The sequence below is a fragment of the Microlunatus sp. Gsoil 973 genome (assembly GCF_009707365.1).
In the GTDB taxonomy this organism is placed as follows: Bacteria; Actinomycetota; Actinomycetes; order Propionibacteriales; family Propionibacteriaceae; genus Microlunatus.
The window spans coordinates 4,333,301-4,354,375 of record NZ_CP046122.1; the positions used below are offsets into that span (position 1 = coordinate 4,333,301).

The following is a 21,075-nucleotide window of genomic DNA, read 5'->3' on the forward strand; positions in this document are numbered from 1 at the left end:
CGGTCGCCGGCCGTGAGTGCAGCCGCACGATCCAGCCGCCGGGCGCTGACTGTCCGGTCGACGGTGGTGATCGTCGCGCTTGCCCTGTCGTTCGCGATCCTGCGCATACTCAGCGGACTGCCGCAGCCGCCCGTCGACAGCAGCTTCTACACCACGAAGGTGGTGCTGGTCGGCGTGACCGGACGGAACCTGCCCGACGCCACCGACCGGCGGATCATCGACAGCCACACCGCAGACAGCCAGGTCGGCGCCATCTCCATCAGACCGCAGCAACCCAGTGAATGCGCCGCCGCCGGATGGCTGACGATCGGCGCCGGCCGCAGGACCACGGCGGGCGGCCTGTGTCGGCCTCAGGTGAGCGGCTCTACAACATCTGCCCGGGTGCCGGACTGGTCGACGCGGGTCGCCGTCTCGCGCGCCGATGCCGGCGACGCACGGCTGGGCACGCTGGCATCGCTCAGTCCGGGCTGCATCGAGGCCGTCGGACCGGGCGCTGCGCTGGCCGCGGCGAACCCGGACGGCCGTCTGGACCGCTATCGGACCACAACCGAGTTGATCAACAGCGGGGAGCAGTTGACCTGTCCACTGACGCTCATCGATGCCGGGAAGGACTCGGACAAGATCATTTCCGACCTCGCGGAGCGGCAGGACGTCACCCTGCTGGTCAGCGGTCTCGGCCCGGCCGCCGGATCGAGCGACCGCAATCTCCAGGTGATCTACCGGATCGGCACCACACTTCCGGGAGTGATGACCTCCGACAGCACCCGCCGGGACGGCATCGTCATCCTGACCGACCTCACCAGGACCCTGCTCGGGTTCACGCTGGGCGACAGACCGGTAGCGGCCGATGCTCCGATCGACGGCATGCCGATCCAGGTCCGTACCGATCAGCCTGTCTCGTCGGCCGCCCTGATCGGGCGACTGCAGGCGATACAGAATCTTTCCGACGTCGCGCCCGTTGGTTACCTGGCCGGCAGCATCCTCGGGGTGATCCTGGCCGGCCTGTTGGCGCTCTTCCTGGTCCGCCGTCGCTGGCGTCCGGCCTGGACCATGATGGCGGCCCTGGGGACCTTCACCGCGGCCCTGATGCTGACCGGCTCCTTTCCCTGGGCAGCCAGTCCCCACCCGGCGATCGCGCTGGTGATCACCTTCTGCCTGTGGGTCGCCGCATTGACGTCGGCCACGCTGCTGCTCTCGCGATGGCGGCGCATCCCGGTGCCGATCATCGCCGCCGGGCTCACCATGGCGACGTTCACCACCGACGCCGCACTCGGCGGGGTGATGCAGCCCGGCTCACTGTTGAACTCCCGGCCGGTCGTCGGCGGCAGGTGGTACGGCTTCGGGAACGTCACCTTCGGCTGCTACGCGGCATCGGTGCTGGTTGTCGCCGGCTATCTCAGCCACCGCTACCTGCGTCGTGGGCATCGCTGGGTGGCCGTGGCCGCGGTGCTGGTGATCGGGGGGCTGGCCGTGATCTGCGAGGGATGGCCGTCCATGGGTTCGGACTTCGGCGGAGTGATCACCCTGACGCCGGCGGTGTTGCTGCTGGCGATCGGCATCTCGGGTCGACGGATCACCTGGGGTCGAGCGATCATGATCGTTGTCATCGCGGCCGTCGCCGCGGCCACGGTGTCGCTGGCGGACTGGGCGCGTGGCCCGGGGCATCGCAGCCACCTCGGCGATTTCGTGCAGCGGGTGATCAGCGGCGATGCCTGGCCGATCCTGATCCGCAAGGGCGTCGCCTCTGCGCAGACCCTGATCATGCCGTTGGGGATCATCGTGATCATCGTCGGCGCGACGGTGTGGTGGCTGATCTTCCGCAGGGTGCGGCACGCCATCACCGATGATCTGTGGTCGACCTACGCTGTGACCGCCGGTGCCGCGCTGGTGACCGGCGTACTCGGCACGCTCGTCAACGACGGCGGCATCGCCGTCTTCCTGACCGTCACCGGTCCCTTCGCTGCGACGACCGCCGGTCTGCTGCTTTACCGCGTTCAGGCCTACGGCTGGCCCGCGGTGATCAACACTGCGGAGTACGCCGACCGGCCGACGCCGGTCGGCGACGTCGGCGCCGTCCGGAAACATCCGGAACGATCCGGCAACCCGGCGGTCCGGGCAACCGCCACCAGGACGAGAACCCGGCGTCGGCGCTGATCAGCCGGCCGGTTCGGCCTCGGCCGTCCCGGCGGACTGGGTGCTCGGCGGTGAAGTGGCGGACGAAGCCGAGAGCGGTCTCGGCGACCTCGCGCCAGCCGTGGGTCGATCGTCAGCGATGTTGTGCACCCGGGCGATGGGGCAGGGGCTGAGATCCAGCCGACCGAAGTTCCTCCCCAGGCGCTGCCGGATCCGGTCCAGCATGAAGCTGTCGCCTCACCAGGACGGGCCGTCGCTGGAGCACCAGCTGGGTCATCGGAGGTCCCACGACCGCTCGGTGCGCAGCCACTGCCGCGCAGCGCCGATGATGCTGCCATTCCCGACCAGCGAGCGGCCGGTCCGGCAGTCCCTGATCGGCGGCGACCCGGGGCCAGGTCGCCGCCCCTGCCGGTCGGTGATTCGTCGCCGGGCGCACCCGGTAGATAACCTTGGGCCGTGGCGGACACCGTTGAACAGGCGGCCAGGACTCCCGATACCCCGCAGCCCTGGAGCGAGCTCGGGCTGAAGGAGGACGAGTACCGGCGCATCCGGGACATTCTCGGCCGGCGCCCGACCGGCAGCGAGCTGGCGATGTACTCCGTGATGTGGTCGGAGCACTGCTCCTACAAATCGTCCAAGGTGCACCTGCGCCGGTTCGGCGAACTGCCGGCCGAGACGCCGGTCGGCAAACTGCTGGCCGGTATCGGTGAGAACGCCGGCGTGATCGACATCGGCCAGAACTACGCCGTCACCTTCAAGATCGAGTCACACAACCATCCGTCCTATATCGAGCCGTACCAGGGCGCAGCCACCGGGGTCGGTGGGATCGTTCGCGACATCCTCGCGATGGGTGCGCGTCCGGTCGGCGTGATGGATGCCCTCCGCTTCGGCCCGCTCGATGCTCCCGACACCCACCGCGTGCTTCCCGGTGTGGTCGCCGGCGTCGGCGGTTACGGAAACTGTCTCGGCCTGCCCACCATCGGTGGCGAGGTGGTCTTCGACGGGTCCTATCTCGGCAACCCGCTGGTGAACGCCCTCTGTGTCGGCGTGCTCAAGCACGAGGATCTTCACCTCGCCCGGGCGACCGGTGTCGGCAACAAGGTGATCTTGTACGGCGCCGCAACCGGCGGCGACGGCATCGGCGGCGCCTCGGTGCTCGCGTCGGAGACCTTCGACGAGACCGGGCCGGCCAAGCGGCCGAGCGTGCAGGTCGGTGACCCCTTCCAGGAAAAATTGCTGATCGAGTGCACCCTGGAACTCTTTGCTGCCGGGGTGATCAACGGCATCAGTGATCTCGGCGCGGCGGGGCTGAGCTGTGCGACCGCGGAGCTGGCAAGTTCCGGTGACGGCGGCATGCACGTCGATCTTGATCTGGTACCGCTGCGCGATCACACGCTGAGCCCCGAAGAGATCCTGATGAGCGAATCCCAGGAACGCATGATGGCGATCGTCGAGCCGCAGCATGTCGATCGGTTCTTCGAGATCTGTCGCAAGTGGGATGTGCTGGCAACCGACATCGGCGAGGTCACCGACACCGGCCGATTGATCATCGATTGGCACGGCGAGACGATCGTCGACGTCCGGCCGCGCACCGTCGCCGCCGAAGGACCGGTCTACGAGCGCCCGTACGCCCGCCCGGACTGGCAGGACCGGGTCCAGGCCGACGGGGTCAACGACCTTCCCCGGCCGGCGACCGGCGCCGAACTGCGGGAGACGCTGATCAGGCTCGTCGGCTCACCCAACCTGGCCGACAAGTCCTGGGTCACCGACCAGTACGACCGCTATGTGCGCGGCGATTCGGTGCTGGCCCAGCCCGAGGACTCCGGCATGCTGCGGATCGACGAGGGCAGCCGGCTGGGGGTCGCTCTGGCAACCGACTGCAACGGTCGTTTCGCCTACCTGGACCCGTATGCCGGCGCCCAGTCGGCGTTGGCCGAGGCTTATCGGAACGTCGCCGTCACCGGTGCCCGCCCAGTCGCGGTGTCGGACTGCCTGAACTTCGGATCGCCCGAGGACCCGGCGGTGATGTGGCAGTTCGAGCGCGCCATCGCCGGACTGGTCGACGCCTGCAGGGCGCTCGGCACACCGGTCACCGGCGGCAACGTCAGCTTCTACAACCAGACCGGCGAGCAGGCGATCCTGCCGACCCCGGTGGTCGGCGTCCTGGGTGTCATCGACGATGTGGCCCGTCGGACTCCGATGGGATTCAGCGCCGAGGGTGACATCGTCCTGCTGCTCGGCGAGACCAAGGACGAGCTGGCCGGCTCCACCTGGGCCGGTGTTGTTCATGATCATCTCGGTGGTCTGCCGCCGGTGGTCGATCTTGACCATGAGAAGCGGCTTGCCGAGGTGTTGGTCACGGCCGCGCAGCAGGGACTGTTGTCCAGTGCTCATGATCTTTCCGACGGAGGTCTGGCCCAGGCGCTGGTCGAGTCGGCGCTTCGTCACGATCATGGTGTCCGAGTCACCCTGCCGGACGGCGCTGACCCGTTCGTGGCGCTGTTCTCCGAGAGCACCGGCCGGGTGATCGTCTCGGTGACCGAGGACCAGCGCGGCGCCTTCGAGGCGCTGTGTGCAGATCATGGAGTCCCGGTCGACCAACTCGGTGTCGTCGCCGGCGATCAGCTGAAGGTCACCGGGCAGTTCGACATCGGCCTGGCCGAGCTCCGGGCGGCCTGGCAGCAGCCGATCCGCCAGGCCGTCGCGGCCTGACACCCCTCGGATCGGTACCGATCGACGTCGACGAGGAGCCGGATGTCGATGACGACCTCCTTCACCGTCCCGGTCCGCGGCGGTGATCTGACCGTCCACGAACTGGCCGGCAGCGCGGACAGCCCACGCGCCGTGCTGGCCGTCCACGGCATCACTGCCAACGGTTTGTCCTACGCCACCCTGGCCAGGCGGATGCCCGAAGGCGTACGCCTGCTGGCCCCGGATCTGCGCGGTCGGGCGGAGAGCTCGGCCGTCGCCGGACCCTGGGGTCTGGCAGCTCACGCCGCCGACCTCGTCGCCGTTCTTGATCATCTCGGACTGGGGACGGTACCGGTGATCGGCCACTCGATGGGGGCCTATGTCGTCGCTCTGGCCGGCTCCCGGCATCCGGAGCGATTCCAACGCGTCGTGCTGGTCGACGGCGGCATCGGTTTCCCGGCGCCCGACGGCGCCGACATCGACGCAAGGCTGGCGGCCGTGCTCGGCCCCGCACAGGCGAAACTGTCGATGACCTTCGCCGACCAGGACGCGTACCTGGACTTCCTGCGAACGAATCCGGCGATCACCGAGACCGAAGCGCTCGGCCCGGCCATCGCCGCCGACCTGGAACGCTACCTGCTGCACGATCTTGTGCCCCGCGACGGCGGGATGCTGGGAAGTTCCTGCATCCCGGAGGCCATCCGTACCGACGGCAGAGACACCATGAGCGACACCGAGGTGCTGACCGCGGCGGCCGGACTGTCGATGCCCGGCACCCTGCTCTGGGCGCCGCGCGGACTGCTCAACCAGACGCCCGGCCTGCTTCCCCCGGAGCTGGTGCAATTCGCCGACCTCGGGCCGGGACTGAAGTCGGAGTTCGTCCCCGACTGCAACCACTACTCGATCATGTTCGCCGACCACGCACTGGACCGCGTCGTTGCGGCGCTCCTCGACTGATCCCTGATTGATCATCGGTCTGGTCCGCGCGTCGTCGACGATCATCCTCGGGTCGGACGACTCGGCGCGATCTTCGCGATACCGTCCTCGGGTGGCACTTCTTCGCGCCCCGAGCCAGTTCTCACCAGCGGCCGCCGGTGGTCCGGTGACGCCGTCCTGCTGCGGCTGTTGCTGCTGCTGTTGCTGTGTCGGAACCGCCGTCGCAGCCAGTATCGCGTTGCCGACGGTGCTGCATCAGGTGACCAGGACTACGATCACCGCTCCGACAGTTGCCGAACCGCCGGAACAGCCAGTGATCCAAGATCGACAGCCCAGCACTGCGCGGCGGTTCGCCGGAATCGTGCTCGCCGGACTGACCGTTCCGGTGTCCCTGGCCGTCGCTGCGATCCTGGCCGACAGCGACGGGCCGGTGATCATCGCCGCCGGCGTCGGCGCCCTGCTGGGAGTCGGCAGCTATCTGCTGGCCGGGGCACAGCCCACCACGAGCGTGGCGACGCCATTGCTGATCATGGTCATTGCCGTGGTTGTCGGTCTGATCGAGCTGCTGCTGTGGGCGGTCGCGTTGCTCGCCCACGACGTCGGGCCGGTGGGAAAGGGCCTTGCCTGGCTGGGCATCCTCGCGATTCCGGTGCTCACCAGTGTGTTGCTGGTCAGGGCGGGACGTCGACCGCGGGGCGGCCGTGCAGCCGGCTGACCGCGGCAGCCGGAAGATCGGACCGGTCGTCGGTGACCCTGGCTGGCGGTTGATCACTCAGAATGGCTATCTGATCGCCACCGCGGGCGCAGACGAGACCTGGGTGGTCGACGACGTCGCTGGTCGTGTCGTCGCCGAGCTCGCTGCCTGTTGGTCCGACCGGCCGCCGACCTTTGACCAGCTGTCCCGCGCAGCCGCGCTCGCCGTGGAGCAGCTGCGGCCCGTCGGCGTCTTCGGACCACCCAACACTCTGCCGGCCACGCCGCAGATCGCGATCCGGTTCTGCGGTGACCCGGTTCCTGTGTTCACCGAGACGCTCACCGCGTTGAACCATGATCAGGGCTGGCCGGAACCGCTGACGGATGACATCGGTACGGCCGATCTCGAGGTCGTGGTACGCAGCAGCGGAACTCTTGTCGAGGCCGCAGAACTCGGCGGTCCGCTGTTGCACGAGAACCGGATCCATCTGCTGTGTGATCTTGCTGCGGCCAGTACGATCGCCGTCGGACCGTTGGTGGTGCCCGGGCACACCGCGTGCCTAGGCTGCCTGACCGGCAGGATCGCGAATCGGTGGGGAGATCCGCCGACACCCGATCGTCCCGGCGCGACCGGCCGGACCGGCGCGACGACGGCTGCCGGCATTGTCGCCCGACAACTGCAGCTCGCCGTGGAGGAATCCCGCTTCCCGTTGATCGATGCCACCGTCGCCGTCGATCTCGACACGCTGCAGGCCAACCACAGTCCGTGTCTGACCCTGCCTCGATGTCCTTACTGCGCAGAACTCCGGAACATGTCGAGCGACGGGCGAGTGGTGCTGCCATGGGTGGATTGATCATGCCAGAGAAGGTCGCTGATACTGACGGGTTGCTTGCTCGGGCCGTCGGATGGCGGAGCGGGTGTGCCGCCGCGGCCACGGTGGTCGGCCGAGTGCCTGCCGACCCCATGATCAACCAGTATGCCGCCGTCACCGGGCCGGCGCAGGAGAGCAGTCCGGCCGGCGGTGCTGCCCTCGATCCGGAATCCGCCCGGCGGGCCGCGATCGGAGAACTCCTCGAGCGGTACGCCTCTGCCCGGTGTCCGCTGCCGATCGCCACGGCGGCCGAGGTGGGGGATCGGGAACGGATCCTTGGTCACGGCGCATTCACACTGCACAGCCCGAAACAGCGTGCTCAACACGGATTTCCCTACCGGGACAGCTATTCCAGGGCTGAGTTGACCAAGGTTCACTCGCTGCGCGACAACACACCGGTCTGGGTGCCGGCCAACCTGGTCGGGACAGATCCGGAGCTGGGCCATCTGAGCACGTCCAATGGTCTGGCCGCCGGCCCCACCACCCTGACCGCTCTGTTGCGTGCCACCCAGGAACTGGTGGAACGTGACGCCCTGATGATCACCTGGCTGCACCGGGTCGCCGCCCGGCGCGTGCCGGCACCGGAGGTTGTCCGGGAGATCACCGATCCGATCAACGCGCGGGTAACCGTCCTCGACCTGACACCGGACTACAGCCGGCATCCCGTCGCCATGGTCGCAGGCACCGCCTTGTTGCAGGGCCGCCCGCGTCACGCCGCCGGCCTGGCCTGCCGGGCCGGTTTCCCCGAGGCGGTCGAGAAGGCATTGCTGGAATGGGCCCAGGGCATCGCGTTCGCAGGGGTGAACGCCGCAAGGGCCGCCGACCAGCCTGCCGACCCACCTGTCTCGCCTGAGGATTTCGATGACCATGCCGTCTTCTACACCCGGCGTCCCGACCTGTGGCAGCAGCTGCCGATCTGGGGCGGGCCGGTGACCTCGCCGCCCCATCGTGAGAGCGGCGATGATCATCGTGCCCAGCTCGCCGAGCTCGTCCAGGGTCTTGAACAGTACGGCATCGAGCTCTTCTACCGTGACCTCACGACCGCCGACCTGGCGGGCTGCGGGGTACGGGCGGCCCGCGTGTTGAGCCCCCAGTTGGTGCCGATCCATGCCGACCACCGATGGCCCCACCTGGGGGGAACCTCCTCGGACCTGGCACTGCGGTATCCCTGGGCGCCCGCCGGTTCCTTTCCGTCCCCCCTACCCGCACCCGCTCGGATGACCGACGCACGGCCGGCCCCCGGATTCGGCGACTTCTGGGCAGCCTCAGAACTGTCGGCGCTGACCCGACACGGCTTCGCCGAGCGGATGGCCGCATACGTCCCGGGACTGCAGCAACTCGATCCCTGGTCGCGGCCGCGCGGAGGGCAGCCCGCTCCCTCCCTGACCGGCGGCTTCGCCGACCTGCTGGCCCGCCGCCGATCGGTACGCCGGTTCGCGGACGAGCCGATGACCCACGATGATCTCGGTGTGCTGCTGTCGGTGCTGTCCGGGCCTCCGACCGGTCGAGGCTATCCGGCCGCCGGGGCGTTGTACGCGGCCCGGGCAGTGTGCCTGTTGTTCTCCGCCGACCGGCGCACCGGCCAGGTTCTGCAGCACGATCCGACCCGGCACACGCTCACCCTGATCGGCGACTGCCCCGGGTGGCCCGAACTGGCCGATGATCTTGCCGGGCAGGATGCCGAGTCCGCCCCGGCCGCTGTGATCGGACTTTATGCAGATTCCACTGCAGTGTTGGCGAAGTACGGGGAACGCGGCGGCCGGTTCCTGCTGATCGAGGCGGGCGCCGCGCTGCAGGCCCTTGCCCTGGCGGCTGCCGAGCTCGGCCTCGCCGGCTACCCGGTCGGTGGCGCATCGGACCGACGGATGCTCGGGTTGGCCGGACTTGCCGGACTGCCGGCGGAATATGTCGTCAGCTATTTCGTCGGATGGCCCACGCCCAACGCGTGAGCCGGGCCCGCGGCTGTTCGCCGGACTTCGCGACTATAGGCTCGGCCCATGACGATCCCCAGCACCGCCGATGAGGTCCGCGCCGCCGTCGAACGGGAGTTGCCGCGCGTCCTCGCCGATCTTGAACAGCACGTCGCCATCCAGTCGGTGAGCGCCGATCCGGACCGGGCCGATCAGGTTCGGGCGAGTGCTGAATTCGTCGCCGGGCAGCTTCGTGATCTTGGCGCGGCCGACGTGTCGATCGACGCCGTCGACGGCGGGCAGCCGGCGGTGATCGCTCACTTTCCCGCACCGGAAGGCAAACCGACGATCTGCCTGTACGCGCACCACGACGTACAGCCCGAGGGCGATCCGGCGCTGTGGGACACCGGGAATCCGTTCCGGGTGACCCCGGTCGGTGATCGGTTGTACGCCCGCGGGGTGACCGATGACAAGGGCGGTCTGGCCATGCACCTGGCGGTGCTCAGGGCCTATCAGGGCAAGCCGCCTGTCGGTATCACCCTCTTCGTCGAGGGCGAGGAAGAGGTCGGCTCGCCGACCCTGAAGACGCTGCTGCACAAGCATCGCAGCGCGTTGGCCTCCGATGTCTTCGTGATCGGCGACTCCGGCAACTTCGCGGTCGGTGTCCCCACCTTCACCACAACGCTCCGCGGCATGGCCGAAGCGTACGTCGAGGTACGTACCATCGATCATGCGCTGCACTCCGGCGGCTTCGGCGGCGTCATCCCCGACGCCCTGATGGTGCTGGTCCGGCTGCTGGCCACCCTGCATGATGATCAAGGAAACGTCGCCGTCGAAGGGCTGCATTCCGAGTCGGCCCCCCGCTGTCGACTACCCCGAGGAACGGATCCGCCAGGAGTCGGCGATCCTCGACGGCGTCGACTACATCGGCGAGGGCAGCTTCGCCGAGCGGTTGTGGGCCAAACCGTCGATCACCATCGTCGGCCTGGACGCCACACCGGTCGCCAAGGCATCCAACACCTTGTGGCCGTCGGCAGCGGCCAAGATCAGCATGCGCCTGGCCCCCGGAGAGAATGCCGCCGACGCACAGCAGAAGTTGATCAAGCACCTTGAGTCGCGGGTGCCATGGGGCGCCCAGGTCACGGTGCGAGCCGGTGAGGAGGGCGACCCGTCGGTGGTGCCCTTCGACGGCCCGTACGCCGAGGCGGCCCGCTCGGCCTTCGGAGAAGCCTGGGAGGCCGAGCCGGTGTTCATGGGGCAGGGCGGCTCGATACCGATGATCGCTGACTTCCAGCGCGCCTACCCGGAGGCGACCGTGCTGGTCACCGGCGTCGGCGATCCGGACTCACGCCCGCACGGCAGCAACGAGTCGCTGCATGTCGGTGATTTCCGCAAGGCGTGCCTGTCCGAAGCCCTGCTGGTGCACAACATCGCCAACCTGTGAACCCGCCCGAAACCGGTGAGTAATGCTGCCGCCTGAATCGGGTCGGAGCACGCTCGACGCCGGGAAGGCCGGTTCCAGGCGGCGGATGTTCACGTCTGCTGCTCCGGACCCTCCAGCAGCGACAACGTGACGCTCCGCGCTGCCGCCCACGCCGCCGATGTGACGTCCAGATACTCGAAGTGGCCGGTTCCGACCAGGGTGAACGAGCGGCAGTCGTCTCCGGCGCGGGTCGCGGCCGCGACGAAGGTCCGGGTCTGCTCGTAGGGAACCCGGTCATCCGTGGTGCCGTGCAGGCAAATTCCCGGGACGCCGATCGGCAGCCGGTTGATCGGCGAGCCCAGCCGGTAGGCCTCGGGCCGTGCGGCCGGATCCCCGCCGAGGAAGTTCTGCACCGCGCCGCCATCCAGCCGTTCCTTGGCGCCGGCGATCAGGTCGAGAACGCCGGCCAGCGAGACGTAGGCCGACAGCCTGACCCGAGGACCCGCACCGGGATCATCGTCAGGCAGTCCCGGGCGGGCGGCCGCCCAGGCGGCCAACTGGCCGCCGGCCGAGTGTCCGACCGCCACCACCCGACCAAGATCGAGTTCCTCGCGATCGGCCAGCGCGTCGATCGCCGCCGCGACGTCGAGGAAGGTCGCCGGCCAGCCGCCGCCACCGTCGATCGCGCTCTTGCCGACCCTCCGGTACTCGACGTTGACCGCCGCCACTCCTTTGGCCACCAGATCGGCGATCAGCGTCTCGCCCTGATCGGCACGGTGCTCGGTCCGCCAGTAGCCGCCGTGGATGAAGATCGCCACCGGGAGCGTGCCGCCGGCGGCGTCGGGGAGGCTCAGGTCGATCCACTGGCTCGGGTGATCGCCGTAGTCGATCCGGGTCGTCTGCACGAGACAGGCCTACCAGACGAACCGGGTGGTCGGTTCCGTGGAACCCTTCGATGAAATATGTGATCTCCGACCGGCCGGTTAGACTCCTTGCGTGCCACGAGGAGACGGGCGGCTTTCCCACGAACTCGATCCGAACGACCGCGGCCCCCAGGACGCCTGTGGCGTTTTCGGTGTCTGGGCCCCCGGGGAGGAAGTGGCCAAGCTCACCTACTTCGGCCTCTACACCCTGCAGCACCGCGGCCAGGAGTCGGCCGGTATCGCGGTCAGCGACGGACGCCGGATCACCGTCTTCAAGGACATGGGCCTGGTCAGCCAGGTCTTCGACGAAGGGACCCTGAACTCCCTGCGCGGGCATCTGGCGATCGGCCACACCCGCTATCCGACCACCGGGGCCAGTGTCTGGCAGAACGCCCAGCCGACGTTCCGGCCGACCGCGACCGGCGGCATCGCCCTGGGTCACAACGGCAACCTGACCAACCTCGACGAACTCGAGGCGTGGCTGGCCGACCGTGATCTGCCGGGCAATTCGCTGATCCCTGGCGCGCTGAGCAAGGAGGTCACCAACGACACCTCCGCGGTCACCGCGTTGATCGCCACCTTCACCGAACTGACCACCGAAGAGGCGGCGATGAAGGTGCTGCCCCGGCTGCGCGGCGCGTTCAGCCTGGTGTTCATGGACGAGGAGACCCTGTACGCCGCCCGCGACCCGCAGGGCATCCGCCCGCTGGTGCTCGGCAGGCTGGAGACCGGCTGGGTGGTCGCCAGCGAGACCGCCGCCCTGGACACCATCGGCGCCTCCTTCATCCGAGAGGTGGAGCCCGGCGAGATGATCGCCGTCGACGCCGCCGGGCTGCGCAGTCGGAAATTCGCAACACCCGAACCCAAGGGCTGTCTCTTCGAGTACGTCTACCTGGCCCGTCCCGACACCATGATCAGCGGCCAGCGGCTGCACTCTGTCCGCGTCGAGGTCGGGCGGACCCTGGCCCGCGAGGCGCCGGTCGACGCCGACCTGGTGATCCCGGTTCCGGAGTCGGGCACCCCGGCGGCGATCGGCTACGCCGAGGCGTCCGGCATCCCCTACGGCCAGGGCCTGGTCAAGAACTCCTACGTCGGGCGGACCTTCATCAAGCCGAGCCAGACCCTGCGCCAACTGGGCATCCGGCTGAAACTCAACCCGCTCCGCGACGTCATCGCCGGTAAGCGGCTGGTGGTCGTCGATGACTCGATCGTCCGCGGCAACACTCAGCGGGCCCTGGTCCGGATGCTGCGGGAGGCGGGTGCCGCCGAGGTGCACATCCGGATCTCCTCACCACCGGTGAAGTGGCCGTGCTTCTACGGCATCGACTTCCCGACCCGTGCCGAACTGATCGCCACCGGGCTGAACACCGACGAGATCTGCCGGTCGATCGGCGCCGACTCGCTCGGCTACGTGACCCTGGACGGTCTGATCGCGGCGACCAACATCGGCAAGGACAACCTGTGCCGGGCCTGCTTCGACGGCGTCTACCCGGTCGAGATCCCGCTGCGTGAGCGGCTCGGCAGCCAACTGGCCGACCTGGAAACCGAGCGGACCGACGTCGACGGGCTGGCCACCAGCACTCCCGGCCTGGGTGCTGTCGACGCGTTGAGCCGGCCATGAGCGAGCGAACCGAACCCTCGGCGTACGCGCAGGCCGGCGTCGACATCGAGGCCGGCGACAAGGCCGTACAGCTGATGAAGCAGTGGGTGAAGCGCACCGAACGCTCCGAGGTGATCGGCGGCATCGGCGGCTTCGCCGGGCTCTTCGACGCCAGCAAGATCGCCCGTCTCCACCACCCGGTGCTCGCCACCTCGACCGACGGCGTCGGCACCAAGGTCGCCATCGCCCAGGCGATGGACATCCACGACACCATCGGCTTCGACCTGATGGGAATGCTCGTCGACGACCTGGTGGTGACCGGTGCCGAACCGCTCTGGGTGACCGACTACATCGCCTGCGGCAAGGTCGTACCGGAAAGGATCGCCGCCATCGTCAAGGGCATCGCCGACGCCTGCGTCGTGGCCGGCTGCGCCCTGCTGGGCGGGGAGGTCGCCGAACATCCCGGCCTGCTCGGCCCCGACGAGTACGACGTCGCCGGCGCCACCACCGGTGTCGTGGAGCACGACGCGATGCTTGGCCCGGACCGGGTCCGGACCGGCGACGTCGCGGTCGCCATGGCCTCCTCCGGGCTGCATTCCAACGGCTACTCGCTGGTCCGCCAGGTGCTGTTGACGGATGCCGGTTGGGCGCTGGACCGCGAGGTGCCCGAGCTGGGTCGGACGCTCGGTGCGGAACTGCTGGAGCCGACCAAGGTCTACGCCCTGGACTGCCTGGCGCTGATCGAGGCCTACGAGGTCCATGCGATGAGTCACATCACCGGCGGCGGACTGGCCAACAATCTCACCCGGGTCGTGCCGGACGGCGTGACCGTACGGGTCGACCGGGCCAGCTGGCAGCCGGCGGCGATCTTCCGGCTGGTGCAGGAGGTCGGCGGGATCTCCCGACCCGACATCGAGGCAACCCTGAACCAGGGGGTCGGAATGGTGGCGCTGCTCCCGGCCGACCAGGCCGACGGTGCAATCGAGCTGCTCGGCAGGCGCGGCATCCGGTCCTGGGTGTGCGGTGAGGTGGCCGGCGCCGGTGATCCGCGGGCGCCGGGCGCGGTGGAGCTGGTCGGCAGCCACTCCTGAGCGCAGACGACGACTCCCGCGCCGATGGGCGGGGTGCGGTTTGCGGAGCGGACGGCATTGGGTAGCCTTGACCCCACGACATTGACCAACACATAGCCGCGGTTCACCGCAGGCGGATCACGCGAGGGGGTCGACCCTATGGGGCGCGGCCGTGCAAAGGCAAAGCAGACGAAGGTTGCCCGGGAGCTGAAGTACCGGTCGGTAGACACCGACTTCTCTTCCTTGGAGCGCGAACTGCGCGGGCAGCCGGCGCACGAGGAGCCGGAAGAGTCGATTCCCGAGGCGTACGCCGACCTCGCCGAGGAGTACGAGCACGGCTCGTCGACTCGCGAGGACGACTACGAGGACGTCCGCAAGTCCGGTTAGCAGTCGTCCCCGCGGCTACCGCGGGGACGACGGATCATGGCGGACGAACTCCGTACGGTCTACGGTCGATGACATGACCCCTGACGAGCCATTCGGTGGTGCACCGATCGGCGCGCAGTCGCCGCTGTCGGAATCGGATGCCCGACTGTGGTCGGTGCTTGCCCATGTGGGCATGATCGTGACCACGTTCATCGCTCCGCTGATCATCTGGGCGGTGTTCAAGGATCGGCATCCTGTGGTTCGGCAGAACGCGGCGGCTGCGACCAACTTCGGTTTCCTGATCGCGTTCGGCTACGTCGTCGGCACGGTCCTGCTCATCATCCTGATCGGTGGGCTGATCATGGCGGCCGCGCAGATCGTCGCCATCGTCTTCGGAGTCATCGCCGCCCTGCGCGCGTACAACGGCGAGGTCTATCCGTACCCGTTCAACGTCCGTTGGCTCTCCTGACGCCTGAGCGGCGTTCCTGGTCATCGGTCAGTCGGTCGAATCTGGCAATCTGGAGAGCATGACCGAGGCGGGGAACGGATGGCAGCCGGACATTCTGCCGGGCTACGAGTCCCGGACGCTGCCCTTGCCGGAGGCCGAACTCGCGCCGGGGGACCAGGAGGGCCTGCTGGCGGCGACGCTGGTCCGGCGCTCCGGACCCCGGCACGACCGGGCCGTCCTCTATCTGCACGGGTGGAACGACTACTTCTTCCAGGCCCACCTGGGCGACTTCTTCGCCGGACTCGGTTATGACTTCTACGCCGTCGATCTGCGCCGCTACGGCCGCAGCCTGCAGGAGGGCCAGCTGCAGGGCTACATCACCACGCTCAGTCACTATGCGGAGGAGCTGGATGCGGCGGTGGCGATCATCAACAACGAGGCGCCGGGTGCGGAGCGGGCTCAGCTGATCATCTCCGGACACTCGACGGGCGGGCTGATCGCTGCCCTGTGGGTTGCCGACCGCCCCGGAGCGGTCGACGGCGTCATCCTGAACTCGCCGTGGCTGGAGTTGCAGGGATCGGCCATGCTCCGGGCGATCGGCACGCCGGTGCTCGAGGCTCTCGCCAGCCGCGGCATGTCGACCACCGCGATCCCGATGACCGGTACGGACTTCTACGCTCGTGCGCTGCAGTCGGACCGGGAGGGCGAGTGGGCCTACAACCCGACGTGGAAGGGATCGCCCGGACCGCCGATCCTGATCGGCTGGATCCGCGCCGTTCGGCAGGGCCACGCCAGGGTGGCAGCCGGACTGGGTATCGACGTCCCGGTGTTGGTCATGACCTCGGCACGCACGCTGTACCGGCGGCGCTGGGATCCGGAACTCCTCACCGTCGACACCGTGCTGGACGTCGACCAGATCGCACACCGGGCGCCGCGGCTGGGCCGACACGTCACGCTGGTCCGATTCGAGGGCGGCCTGCACGACCTGGTGCTGAGCGCCGAACCGGTCCGCGAAGCCGTTTTCGCCGAGATGACTGCCTGGCTGGGTTACCTCGGCGCAACCAAGGTGACGCCAACCCTGGCCTGAGCGACCGACGGGTCGACTTCCGGGGCCGCGGGTACCAGACTGTCGGTACGGAACACCGCCCCCGATCAGGTTGTTGTATTGGATGACATGAGGAACAAAGATCACCGTCCGCACGTGGTCGTCCTCGGTGCCGGATTCGCCGGTGCCTCTGCGCTCCGCGCCCTGGCTGATGCCGACGTCCAGGTCACTGTTGTCGACCAACACCCCTACAACACTTTCCGCCCGCTGCTCTACCAGGTGGCTACCGGCGGTTTGAATCCCGGAGACATCACCTACCCGTTACGGACCTTGAGCGCCCGCAACCATGCCCGCTACCGGCGGGCCCGGGTGGTCGGTATCGATCATGATCAGAAGCGGGTCCTGGTCGATGCCGGTCCGGCGATCGATTACGACTACCTGATCATCGGCATCGGCAGCACGACCAACCACTTCGGCGTGGAGGGTGCCCAGGAGCACACCATGTCGATGTACACCCGCGGCGACGCGTTACGGGTCCGTGACGCGATCTTCGGCGGACTGGAGAAGATCGCCGGCCAGTCCGCGACGGGCACCGGACGTTTCCGGATCGTCGTCATCGGCGGCGGCGCAACCGGCGTCGAGATGGCCGGGGCGATCGCCGAGCTGAAGAGCGCGATGCTGACGCCGACGTTCCCCGAACTCGACCCGTCCGAGGTCAACGTGATCTTGGTCGAGATGATGGATGCGCTGCTGCTGCCGTTCGAGAAGAAGCTGCAGCAGTACGCCTTCCGCCAGTTGATCAAGCGCGGTGTCGACGTACGGCTGGGGACGGCGATCTCCCGGGTTGCCAAGGATCACGTGGAACTGAAGGATGGCACGTCCATTCCAGCAGACCTGGTGATCTGGGCGGCCGGGGTCGCCGGCTACCCGGAAGTCTCCGACTGGGGATTCCCGCTGGGCAAGGGCGGCCGGATCGTCGTCGACGGCGATCTTCGGATCCATGGTCATGATCACGAGTTCGCCGTGGGCGACGCGGCGATCGATCCTGATCATCCGATCGCGCAGCTGGCTCCGCCGGCGATCCAGATGGGTGCTCATGCGGCCCGCCAGATCGTACGGCTGGAAAACGGCGAGCAGACCGTGCCGTTCCACTACAAGGATCGCGGCATCATGGCGACGATCGGCAACAAGTCGGCGGTGGTGCAGCTCTGGAACGGTGCCAAGATCACCGGCTTCCTCGCCTGGGTCTCCTGGGTCGCGCTGCACATCTGGTATCTCCTGGGCGGCCGGAACCGGCTGGAGACGATGAGCAACCTGGTCTACCGCTACCTGATCTGGCCGAGTCAGACCGCCGCGATCATCGGCGACATCGAGGAGCCACCCTCGCAGCGCCCGGACGTGGATGATCGGACCGAGGACGAGCCCAAACAGATCGAGGACGAGCCCAACCGGGCCGAGGACGAGCCCGACCGCGCCGAGGACGAGTCCGAACACCCCGACGCGGTGAGCCAGCCGGCCGCGGGAGAGTAGCAGCCGCCCGCCGGGGAGTGCCGCCGCGCACCCGCCCGGCGTCCCGCACCAGTTGCTAGCCGTCGCACCAGTTCCTCGCCGTCGCACCAGTTCGTCGGTCGCGCACCGGCTGCAGTGGGTGCGCCGTCGAGTAGTTGGTGCGCCGTCGAGCAACTGGTGCGGCGTCGAGGATCTGGTGCGGCGTCGAGGATCTGGTGCGGCGTCGAGGATGTGGTGCGGCGCGGAGAAACTGGTGCGGGCGTACGGCCGACAGGGCCCGTCGCGTCGGCCCGGTCCCGCACTAGTTGGTTGCCCCCGCACCGACTACTTGTTCACGCACCCATTGCTCGTCGTCGCACCGCCTGCAGTGGGTGCGCCGTCGAGTAGTTGGTGCGCCGTCGAGCAACTGGTGCGGCGTCGAGGAACTGGTGCCGGATCGAAGAACTGGTGCGAACGCGCGGCACAGAGAGGGCGCCTGAGAACACGGAGATCGTGGTGGCCAGGGGCGGGCTCGAACCGCCGACCTTTCACTTTTCAGGCGAACGCTACTACCAACTGAGCTACCTGGCCGGAGTGGTCTGCCCGACGGGCCACAACCACAAACGGCGAGGTCAGACCTCGCCGTTCCGCGACCCAGACGGGACTTGAACCCGCGACCTTCGCCGTGACAGGGCGACGCGCTAACCAACTGCGCCACTGGGCCTTGCGATGTCCCGATGACCTGCTCCGGGACCGTACGCCGTTTCCGGCGCCCGCGAAACTATAGCGTAGGTTCTCGGCGAGGAAAAAACCGAATCGGGGCGCGTTCTCGCGGCCGGTCGGGCCCCGATCGGGGGCACCTAGCGCAGGAACAATTCGTGTTCGGTCGCCGCTTTGAAGACCGTGATCGGCCTGGTCGTCCGACCGCGGCGGAGTCAGGCTAACTCCGGCTGGAGTCTGCCGGCTGAGGCGCACCGGAAGGACTGGCCTGATAGCGACCAGGGGTGCTGCCCATCACTGCGGTGAATGCGGCGATGAAACTGCTCGGGTTGGCCCAGCCGCAGGCGTACGCGGTATGGGTGACGTCGTAGCCGTCGGCGAGGAGGACGAGTGCCCGATAGATGCGCAGCTGCGTTCGCCACTCATAGAACGTCATTCCGAGTTCGGTGCGGAGCAGTCGACTGATCGTGCGGGAGCTCGCCCCGACCGCTCTGCCGAGTTCGGCCATCGAGGTGTTCTCGTCCAAGCTGTCCAACATCACCCGGGCCAGGGCCTGCAGGCGATCGTCGCTTGCTTCGGGCAGGAATAGCGGCTGCTCCTGAGCCTCCCGGAGTTCGTCGACGAGTACCCGGAGCATGCGTGTCCGGGCGGAACCGGTGTAGCGACGGGGGTCGGGTTCGTAGTTGTCCGGTCCGGTGAGGGCGAGCAGGATCTCGCGTGCCAGGCCGGTGGCGAGGAAGACGGCCGGTCGATCAGGCAGGCGGCGGGCCAGGGGCGGCGGCAGGAACACGATGCGCATGTCGGTGTCGCCGTGCGAGCTGTGCCGATGGGCTCGTCCGGCGGGAGTCCAGGCGACACGGTTGGCGGGCACCCCCGAGGTGCCGCGCTCGGTGTGGACGGTCAGTACGCCGGTGGCCGCGTACACCAGGTGCCCGCGTCCGTGGGTCTGCGTCGGACTCGAGCCACCCGAGGCCCAGAGGTGTCGTCCGCCAGCCGGCCACACCGTCGATGTGACCGGAGCGGTTCGGACTTGGCGGCGAACGGGCATCAAACTGCATTGTATCGGTAGTGCGCCATGCAAAGAGGTGGTGAGGTTGACCGCGGTCCATCACGACGCGATCAGGAGATCAGCTATGGCAACGTTCGTCCTTGTCCCGGGTGCCTGGCACGGCTCCTGGGCGTTTGAATCGGTCACCCCCTTGCTGGAGGCCGCCGGCCACACCGTCCACGCGCTGACGTTGACCGGTCTGCGACCTGACGATGACGACGCCACCGTCGCTCGCACGAACCTCGACACGCATGCCGCCGACGTCGTGAGCCTCCTCGACCAGGCCCGTCTCACCGACGTGACGCTGGTCGGCCACAGCTACGCCGGGATGGTGATCGCGGCGGCGGCCGATCGCGCGCCGGGGCGCGTGTCACGTCTGGTCCATCTCGATGCGTTCGTTCCGCGGGACGGCGACTCCTGGTGGTCGCTGACCTCGGAGAGCTACCGGCGCACGGCCGTGGACGGTGCGACGGACACAGGCTTTGCCGTACGTCCCCCGTTCCGTCCTCCCCACGGCGGTGATCCGCGGCGGCGGCCGCACCCGTTGGCGTCGTTCATGCAAACGATCCGACTCACCGGCACCGCTGATCGCGTACCCCGACGCGACTTCATCTACTGCTCGGGGTGGGAAGCCGACACCCCTTTCGCTGGTCTCCATGCCCGGCTCCAGGCCGATCCCGGCTGGCAGGTTCATGACATTCCGACCGCCCACAACGCCATGCGGGACGACCCACACGGAGTTGCCGCACTGCTGATGTGAGCCCAAAGGCCGAAACGAAGCCCCAGAAAGGTCTTGCCTTCGAGCGCGCTCGAATCCGTAGCGTCGTGACCATGGATACGAATCTCGGCAACAGAACCTGGTTGATCACCGGCGCGAGTTCCGGTCTCGGACTTGCCCTGGCGGCTGCCGCACTTCAGGCCGGCGAGCAGGTGGTCGGGACGGCCCGCCGCGCGGAGCGGTTCGACGCGCTGCGCAAGGAGTACGGCGACCGCCTGTTGGCGATCGAACACGACGTCCGGGACACGGCAACAGCGGCGGATGTCGTACGTCGCGGATTGGCGGCATACGGACGGATCGACGTCCTGGTGAACAATGCCGGTGTCGGGCAAGTGGGAGCAGCCGAAGAAGTCACCGACGCCGAGCTGCGCGACATGCTCGACCAGCACCTCTTCGGACCGGCAGCCTACGCGCGCGCCGTGCTTCCGCAGATGCGGGCGAACCGATCCGGTGCGATCGTCCAGATGAGCAGCCAGGGTGGACGGCTGTCGTTCCCAGGAGTGGGTAGCTACTCGGCGGGCAAGTTCGCGCTTGAGGGATGGTCGGAGGCGCTGGCCGGCGAGGTCGCCCCGTTCGGCATCCGGGTGTTGATCGTCGAGCCCAGCCGGTTCCGGACCGAGTTCAATGCGGCCGGAGTCCTCCACGCCGCGCATCCGGACGCCACGTACGATCCGGTGATCGGTTCGGTACGCACCAACCTCACCGAGGTCGACGGTGCACAGGAAGGCGATCCGGTCCGCGCCGCGAGCGTGATCCGGGATGTCCTGCAAGCACCGGAGGCTCCACTCCGGCTGCCACTGGGTGCGGAGGCCGTACGCAATCTCACTCGCATCTACCAGCGCGGTCTGGACGACGTCCGCGCCTGGGCTCGGGTGAGCGAGTCGGCAGATTTCCCGGGAATGCCTCCGGCAGTTCGCGCCTTCTGATCACT

At 68.3% G+C, this 21,075-nt stretch carries 16 protein-coding genes, 2 tRNA genes and 1 pseudogene; 15 read left to right on the top strand and 4 right to left on the bottom strand.

Translation table 11 applies throughout. The features are described 5' to 3' along the window. Nucleotides 1-12: 12 nt before the first annotated feature. From GJV80_RS20310 to GJV80_RS25255, 7 genes and pseudogenes are all read left to right on the top strand, one after another. On the top strand, nt 13-2,154 hold the full coding sequence (locus tag GJV80_RS20310) for a hypothetical protein (protein ID WP_154689454.1): 2,142 nt from the start codon (nt 13-15) through the stop codon (nt 2,152-2,154). 435 nt (nt 2,155-2,589) lie between these two features. Further along, complete coding sequence (gene purL / locus GJV80_RS20315) at nt 2,590-4,845, top strand: phosphoribosylformylglycinamidine synthase subunit PurL (protein ID WP_154689455.1); 2,256 nt, start codon at nt 2,590-2,592, stop codon at nt 4,843-4,845. Nucleotides 4,846-4,887: 42 nt separating this feature from the next. Continuing rightward, nucleotides 4,888-5,781, top strand: a complete 894-nt coding sequence (locus GJV80_RS20320) for an alpha/beta hydrolase (protein ID WP_154689456.1) — start codon at nt 4,888-4,890, stop codon at nt 5,779-5,781. 238 nt (nt 5,782-6,019) lie between these two features. Then, complete coding sequence (locus GJV80_RS20325; protein ID WP_154689457.1) at nt 6,020-6,475, top strand: hypothetical protein; 456 nt, start codon at nt 6,020-6,022, stop codon at nt 6,473-6,475. 49 nt (nt 6,476-6,524) lie between these two features. Further along, nucleotides 6,525-7,307 carry a TOMM precursor leader peptide-binding protein gene (locus GJV80_RS20330; RefSeq protein WP_195909037.1) on the top strand — a complete coding sequence of 261 codons (783 nt, stop codon included), beginning with the start codon at nt 6,525-6,527 and terminating at the stop codon, nt 7,305-7,307. A 2-nt stretch (nt 7,308-7,309) separates the two neighbouring features. Continuing rightward, on the top strand, nt 7,310-9,274 hold the full coding sequence (locus GJV80_RS20335; protein ID WP_195909038.1) for a YcaO-like family protein: 1,965 nt from the start codon (nt 7,310-7,312) through the stop codon (nt 9,272-9,274). Nucleotides 9,275-9,322: 48 nt separating this feature from the next. Next, nucleotides 9,323-10,679: pseudogene (locus GJV80_RS25255) on the top strand (dipeptidase). A gap of 89 nt (nt 10,680-10,768) precedes the next feature. Here the strand turns inward: GJV80_RS25255 and GJV80_RS20345 are convergent. After that, complete coding sequence (locus GJV80_RS20345; RefSeq protein ID WP_154689460.1) at nt 10,769-11,563, bottom strand: S9 family peptidase; 795 nt, start codon at nt 11,561-11,563, stop codon at nt 10,769-10,771. A 91-nt stretch (nt 11,564-11,654) separates the two neighbouring features. Between GJV80_RS20345 and purF the strand changes: the two genes are divergently transcribed. The 6 genes from purF to GJV80_RS20375 all read left to right on the top strand — a co-directional run bounded on the left by purF (nt 11,655) and on the right by GJV80_RS20375 (nt 17,640). After that, nucleotides 11,655-13,202 carry an amidophosphoribosyltransferase gene (gene purF / locus GJV80_RS20350; protein WP_154689461.1) on the top strand — a complete coding sequence of 516 codons (1,548 nt, stop codon included), beginning with the start codon at nt 11,655-11,657 and terminating at the stop codon, nt 13,200-13,202. Continuing rightward, nucleotides 13,199-14,272, top strand: a complete 1,074-nt coding sequence (gene purM / locus GJV80_RS20355; RefSeq protein ID WP_154689462.1) for a phosphoribosylformylglycinamidine cyclo-ligase — start codon at nt 13,199-13,201, stop codon at nt 14,270-14,272. The genes purF and purM overlap by 4 nt, the downstream gene beginning before the upstream one ends. 138 nt (nt 14,273-14,410) lie before the next feature. Then, entirely contained in the window at nt 14,411-14,638 is a 228-nt protein-coding gene (locus GJV80_RS20360; RefSeq protein ID WP_154689463.1) for a DUF3073 domain-containing protein, read from the top strand. 73 nt (nt 14,639-14,711) lie between these two features. Beyond that, nucleotides 14,712-15,086, top strand: coding sequence for a DUF4870 domain-containing protein (locus GJV80_RS20365; RefSeq protein WP_154689464.1), 375 nt, complete (start codon nt 14,712-14,714; stop codon nt 15,084-15,086). A gap of 58 nt (nt 15,087-15,144) precedes the next feature. Beyond that, nucleotides 15,145-16,152, top strand: coding sequence for an alpha/beta hydrolase (locus tag GJV80_RS20370; protein WP_154689465.1), 1,008 nt, complete (start codon nt 15,145-15,147; stop codon nt 16,150-16,152). An 87-nt stretch (nt 16,153-16,239) separates the two neighbouring features. Further along, nucleotides 16,240-17,640, top strand: a complete 1,401-nt coding sequence (locus GJV80_RS20375; protein WP_230207889.1) for an NAD(P)/FAD-dependent oxidoreductase — start codon at nt 16,240-16,242, stop codon at nt 17,638-17,640. A gap of 472 nt (nt 17,641-18,112) precedes the next feature. On the opposite strand, the gene GJV80_RS20380 is transcribed toward GJV80_RS20375, so the two are convergent. From GJV80_RS20380 to GJV80_RS20390, 3 genes are all read right to left on the bottom strand, one after another. Beyond that, a tRNA-Phe gene (locus GJV80_RS20380) sits at nt 18,113-18,189 on the bottom strand. Between the two features lie 59 nt (nt 18,190-18,248). Next, a tRNA-Asp gene (locus tag GJV80_RS20385) sits at nt 18,249-18,322 on the bottom strand. Between the two features lie 216 nt (nt 18,323-18,538). Then, the gene (locus GJV80_RS20390) at nt 18,539-19,243 is read right to left on the bottom strand and encodes a helix-turn-helix domain-containing protein (protein WP_230207890.1); all 705 of its coding nucleotides are present in this window, start codon (nt 19,241-19,243) and stop codon (nt 18,539-18,541) included. A 208-nt stretch (nt 19,244-19,451) separates the two neighbouring features. On the opposite strand from GJV80_RS20390, the gene GJV80_RS20395 reads away from it, so the two are divergent. Both GJV80_RS20395 and GJV80_RS20400 read left to right on the top strand, forming a co-directional pair. Then, nucleotides 19,452-20,126, top strand: coding sequence for an alpha/beta fold hydrolase (locus GJV80_RS20395; RefSeq protein WP_154689467.1), 675 nt, complete (start codon nt 19,452-19,454; stop codon nt 20,124-20,126). A gap of 71 nt (nt 20,127-20,197) precedes the next feature. Then, nucleotides 20,198-21,070, top strand: coding sequence for an SDR family NAD(P)-dependent oxidoreductase (locus GJV80_RS20400; protein ID WP_154689468.1), 873 nt, complete (start codon nt 20,198-20,200; stop codon nt 21,068-21,070). Nucleotides 21,071-21,075 lie beyond the last annotated feature (5 nt).

Excerpts from the sequence above, each read along its gene's own strand:
- GJV80_RS20320 (WP_154689456.1), top strand. The coding sequence starts at position 4,888 with ATGTCGATGACGACCTCCTTCACCGTCCCGGTCCGCGGCGGTGATCTG.
- GJV80_RS20335 (WP_195909038.1), top strand. The coding sequence starts at position 7,310 with ATGCCAGAGAAGGTCGCTGATACTGACGGGTTGCTTGCTCGGGCCGTC.
- purM (WP_154689462.1), top strand. The coding sequence starts at position 13,199 with ATGAGCGAGCGAACCGAACCCTCGGCGTACGCGCAGGCCGGCGTCGAC.
- GJV80_RS20360 (WP_154689463.1), top strand. The coding sequence starts at position 14,411 with ATGGGGCGCGGCCGTGCAAAGGCAAAGCAGACGAAGGTTGCCCGGGAG.
- GJV80_RS20365 (WP_154689464.1), top strand. The coding sequence starts at position 14,712 with ATGACCCCTGACGAGCCATTCGGTGGTGCACCGATCGGCGCGCAGTCG.
- GJV80_RS20370 (WP_154689465.1), top strand. The coding sequence starts at position 15,145 with ATGACCGAGGCGGGGAACGGATGGCAGCCGGACATTCTGCCGGGCTAC.
- GJV80_RS20375 (WP_230207889.1), top strand. The coding sequence starts at position 16,240 with ATGAGGAACAAAGATCACCGTCCGCACGTGGTCGTCCTCGGTGCCGGA.
- GJV80_RS20395 (WP_154689467.1), top strand. The coding sequence starts at position 19,452 with ATGGCAACGTTCGTCCTTGTCCCGGGTGCCTGGCACGGCTCCTGGGCG.
- GJV80_RS20400 (WP_154689468.1), top strand. The coding sequence starts at position 20,198 with ATGGATACGAATCTCGGCAACAGAACCTGGTTGATCACCGGCGCGAGT.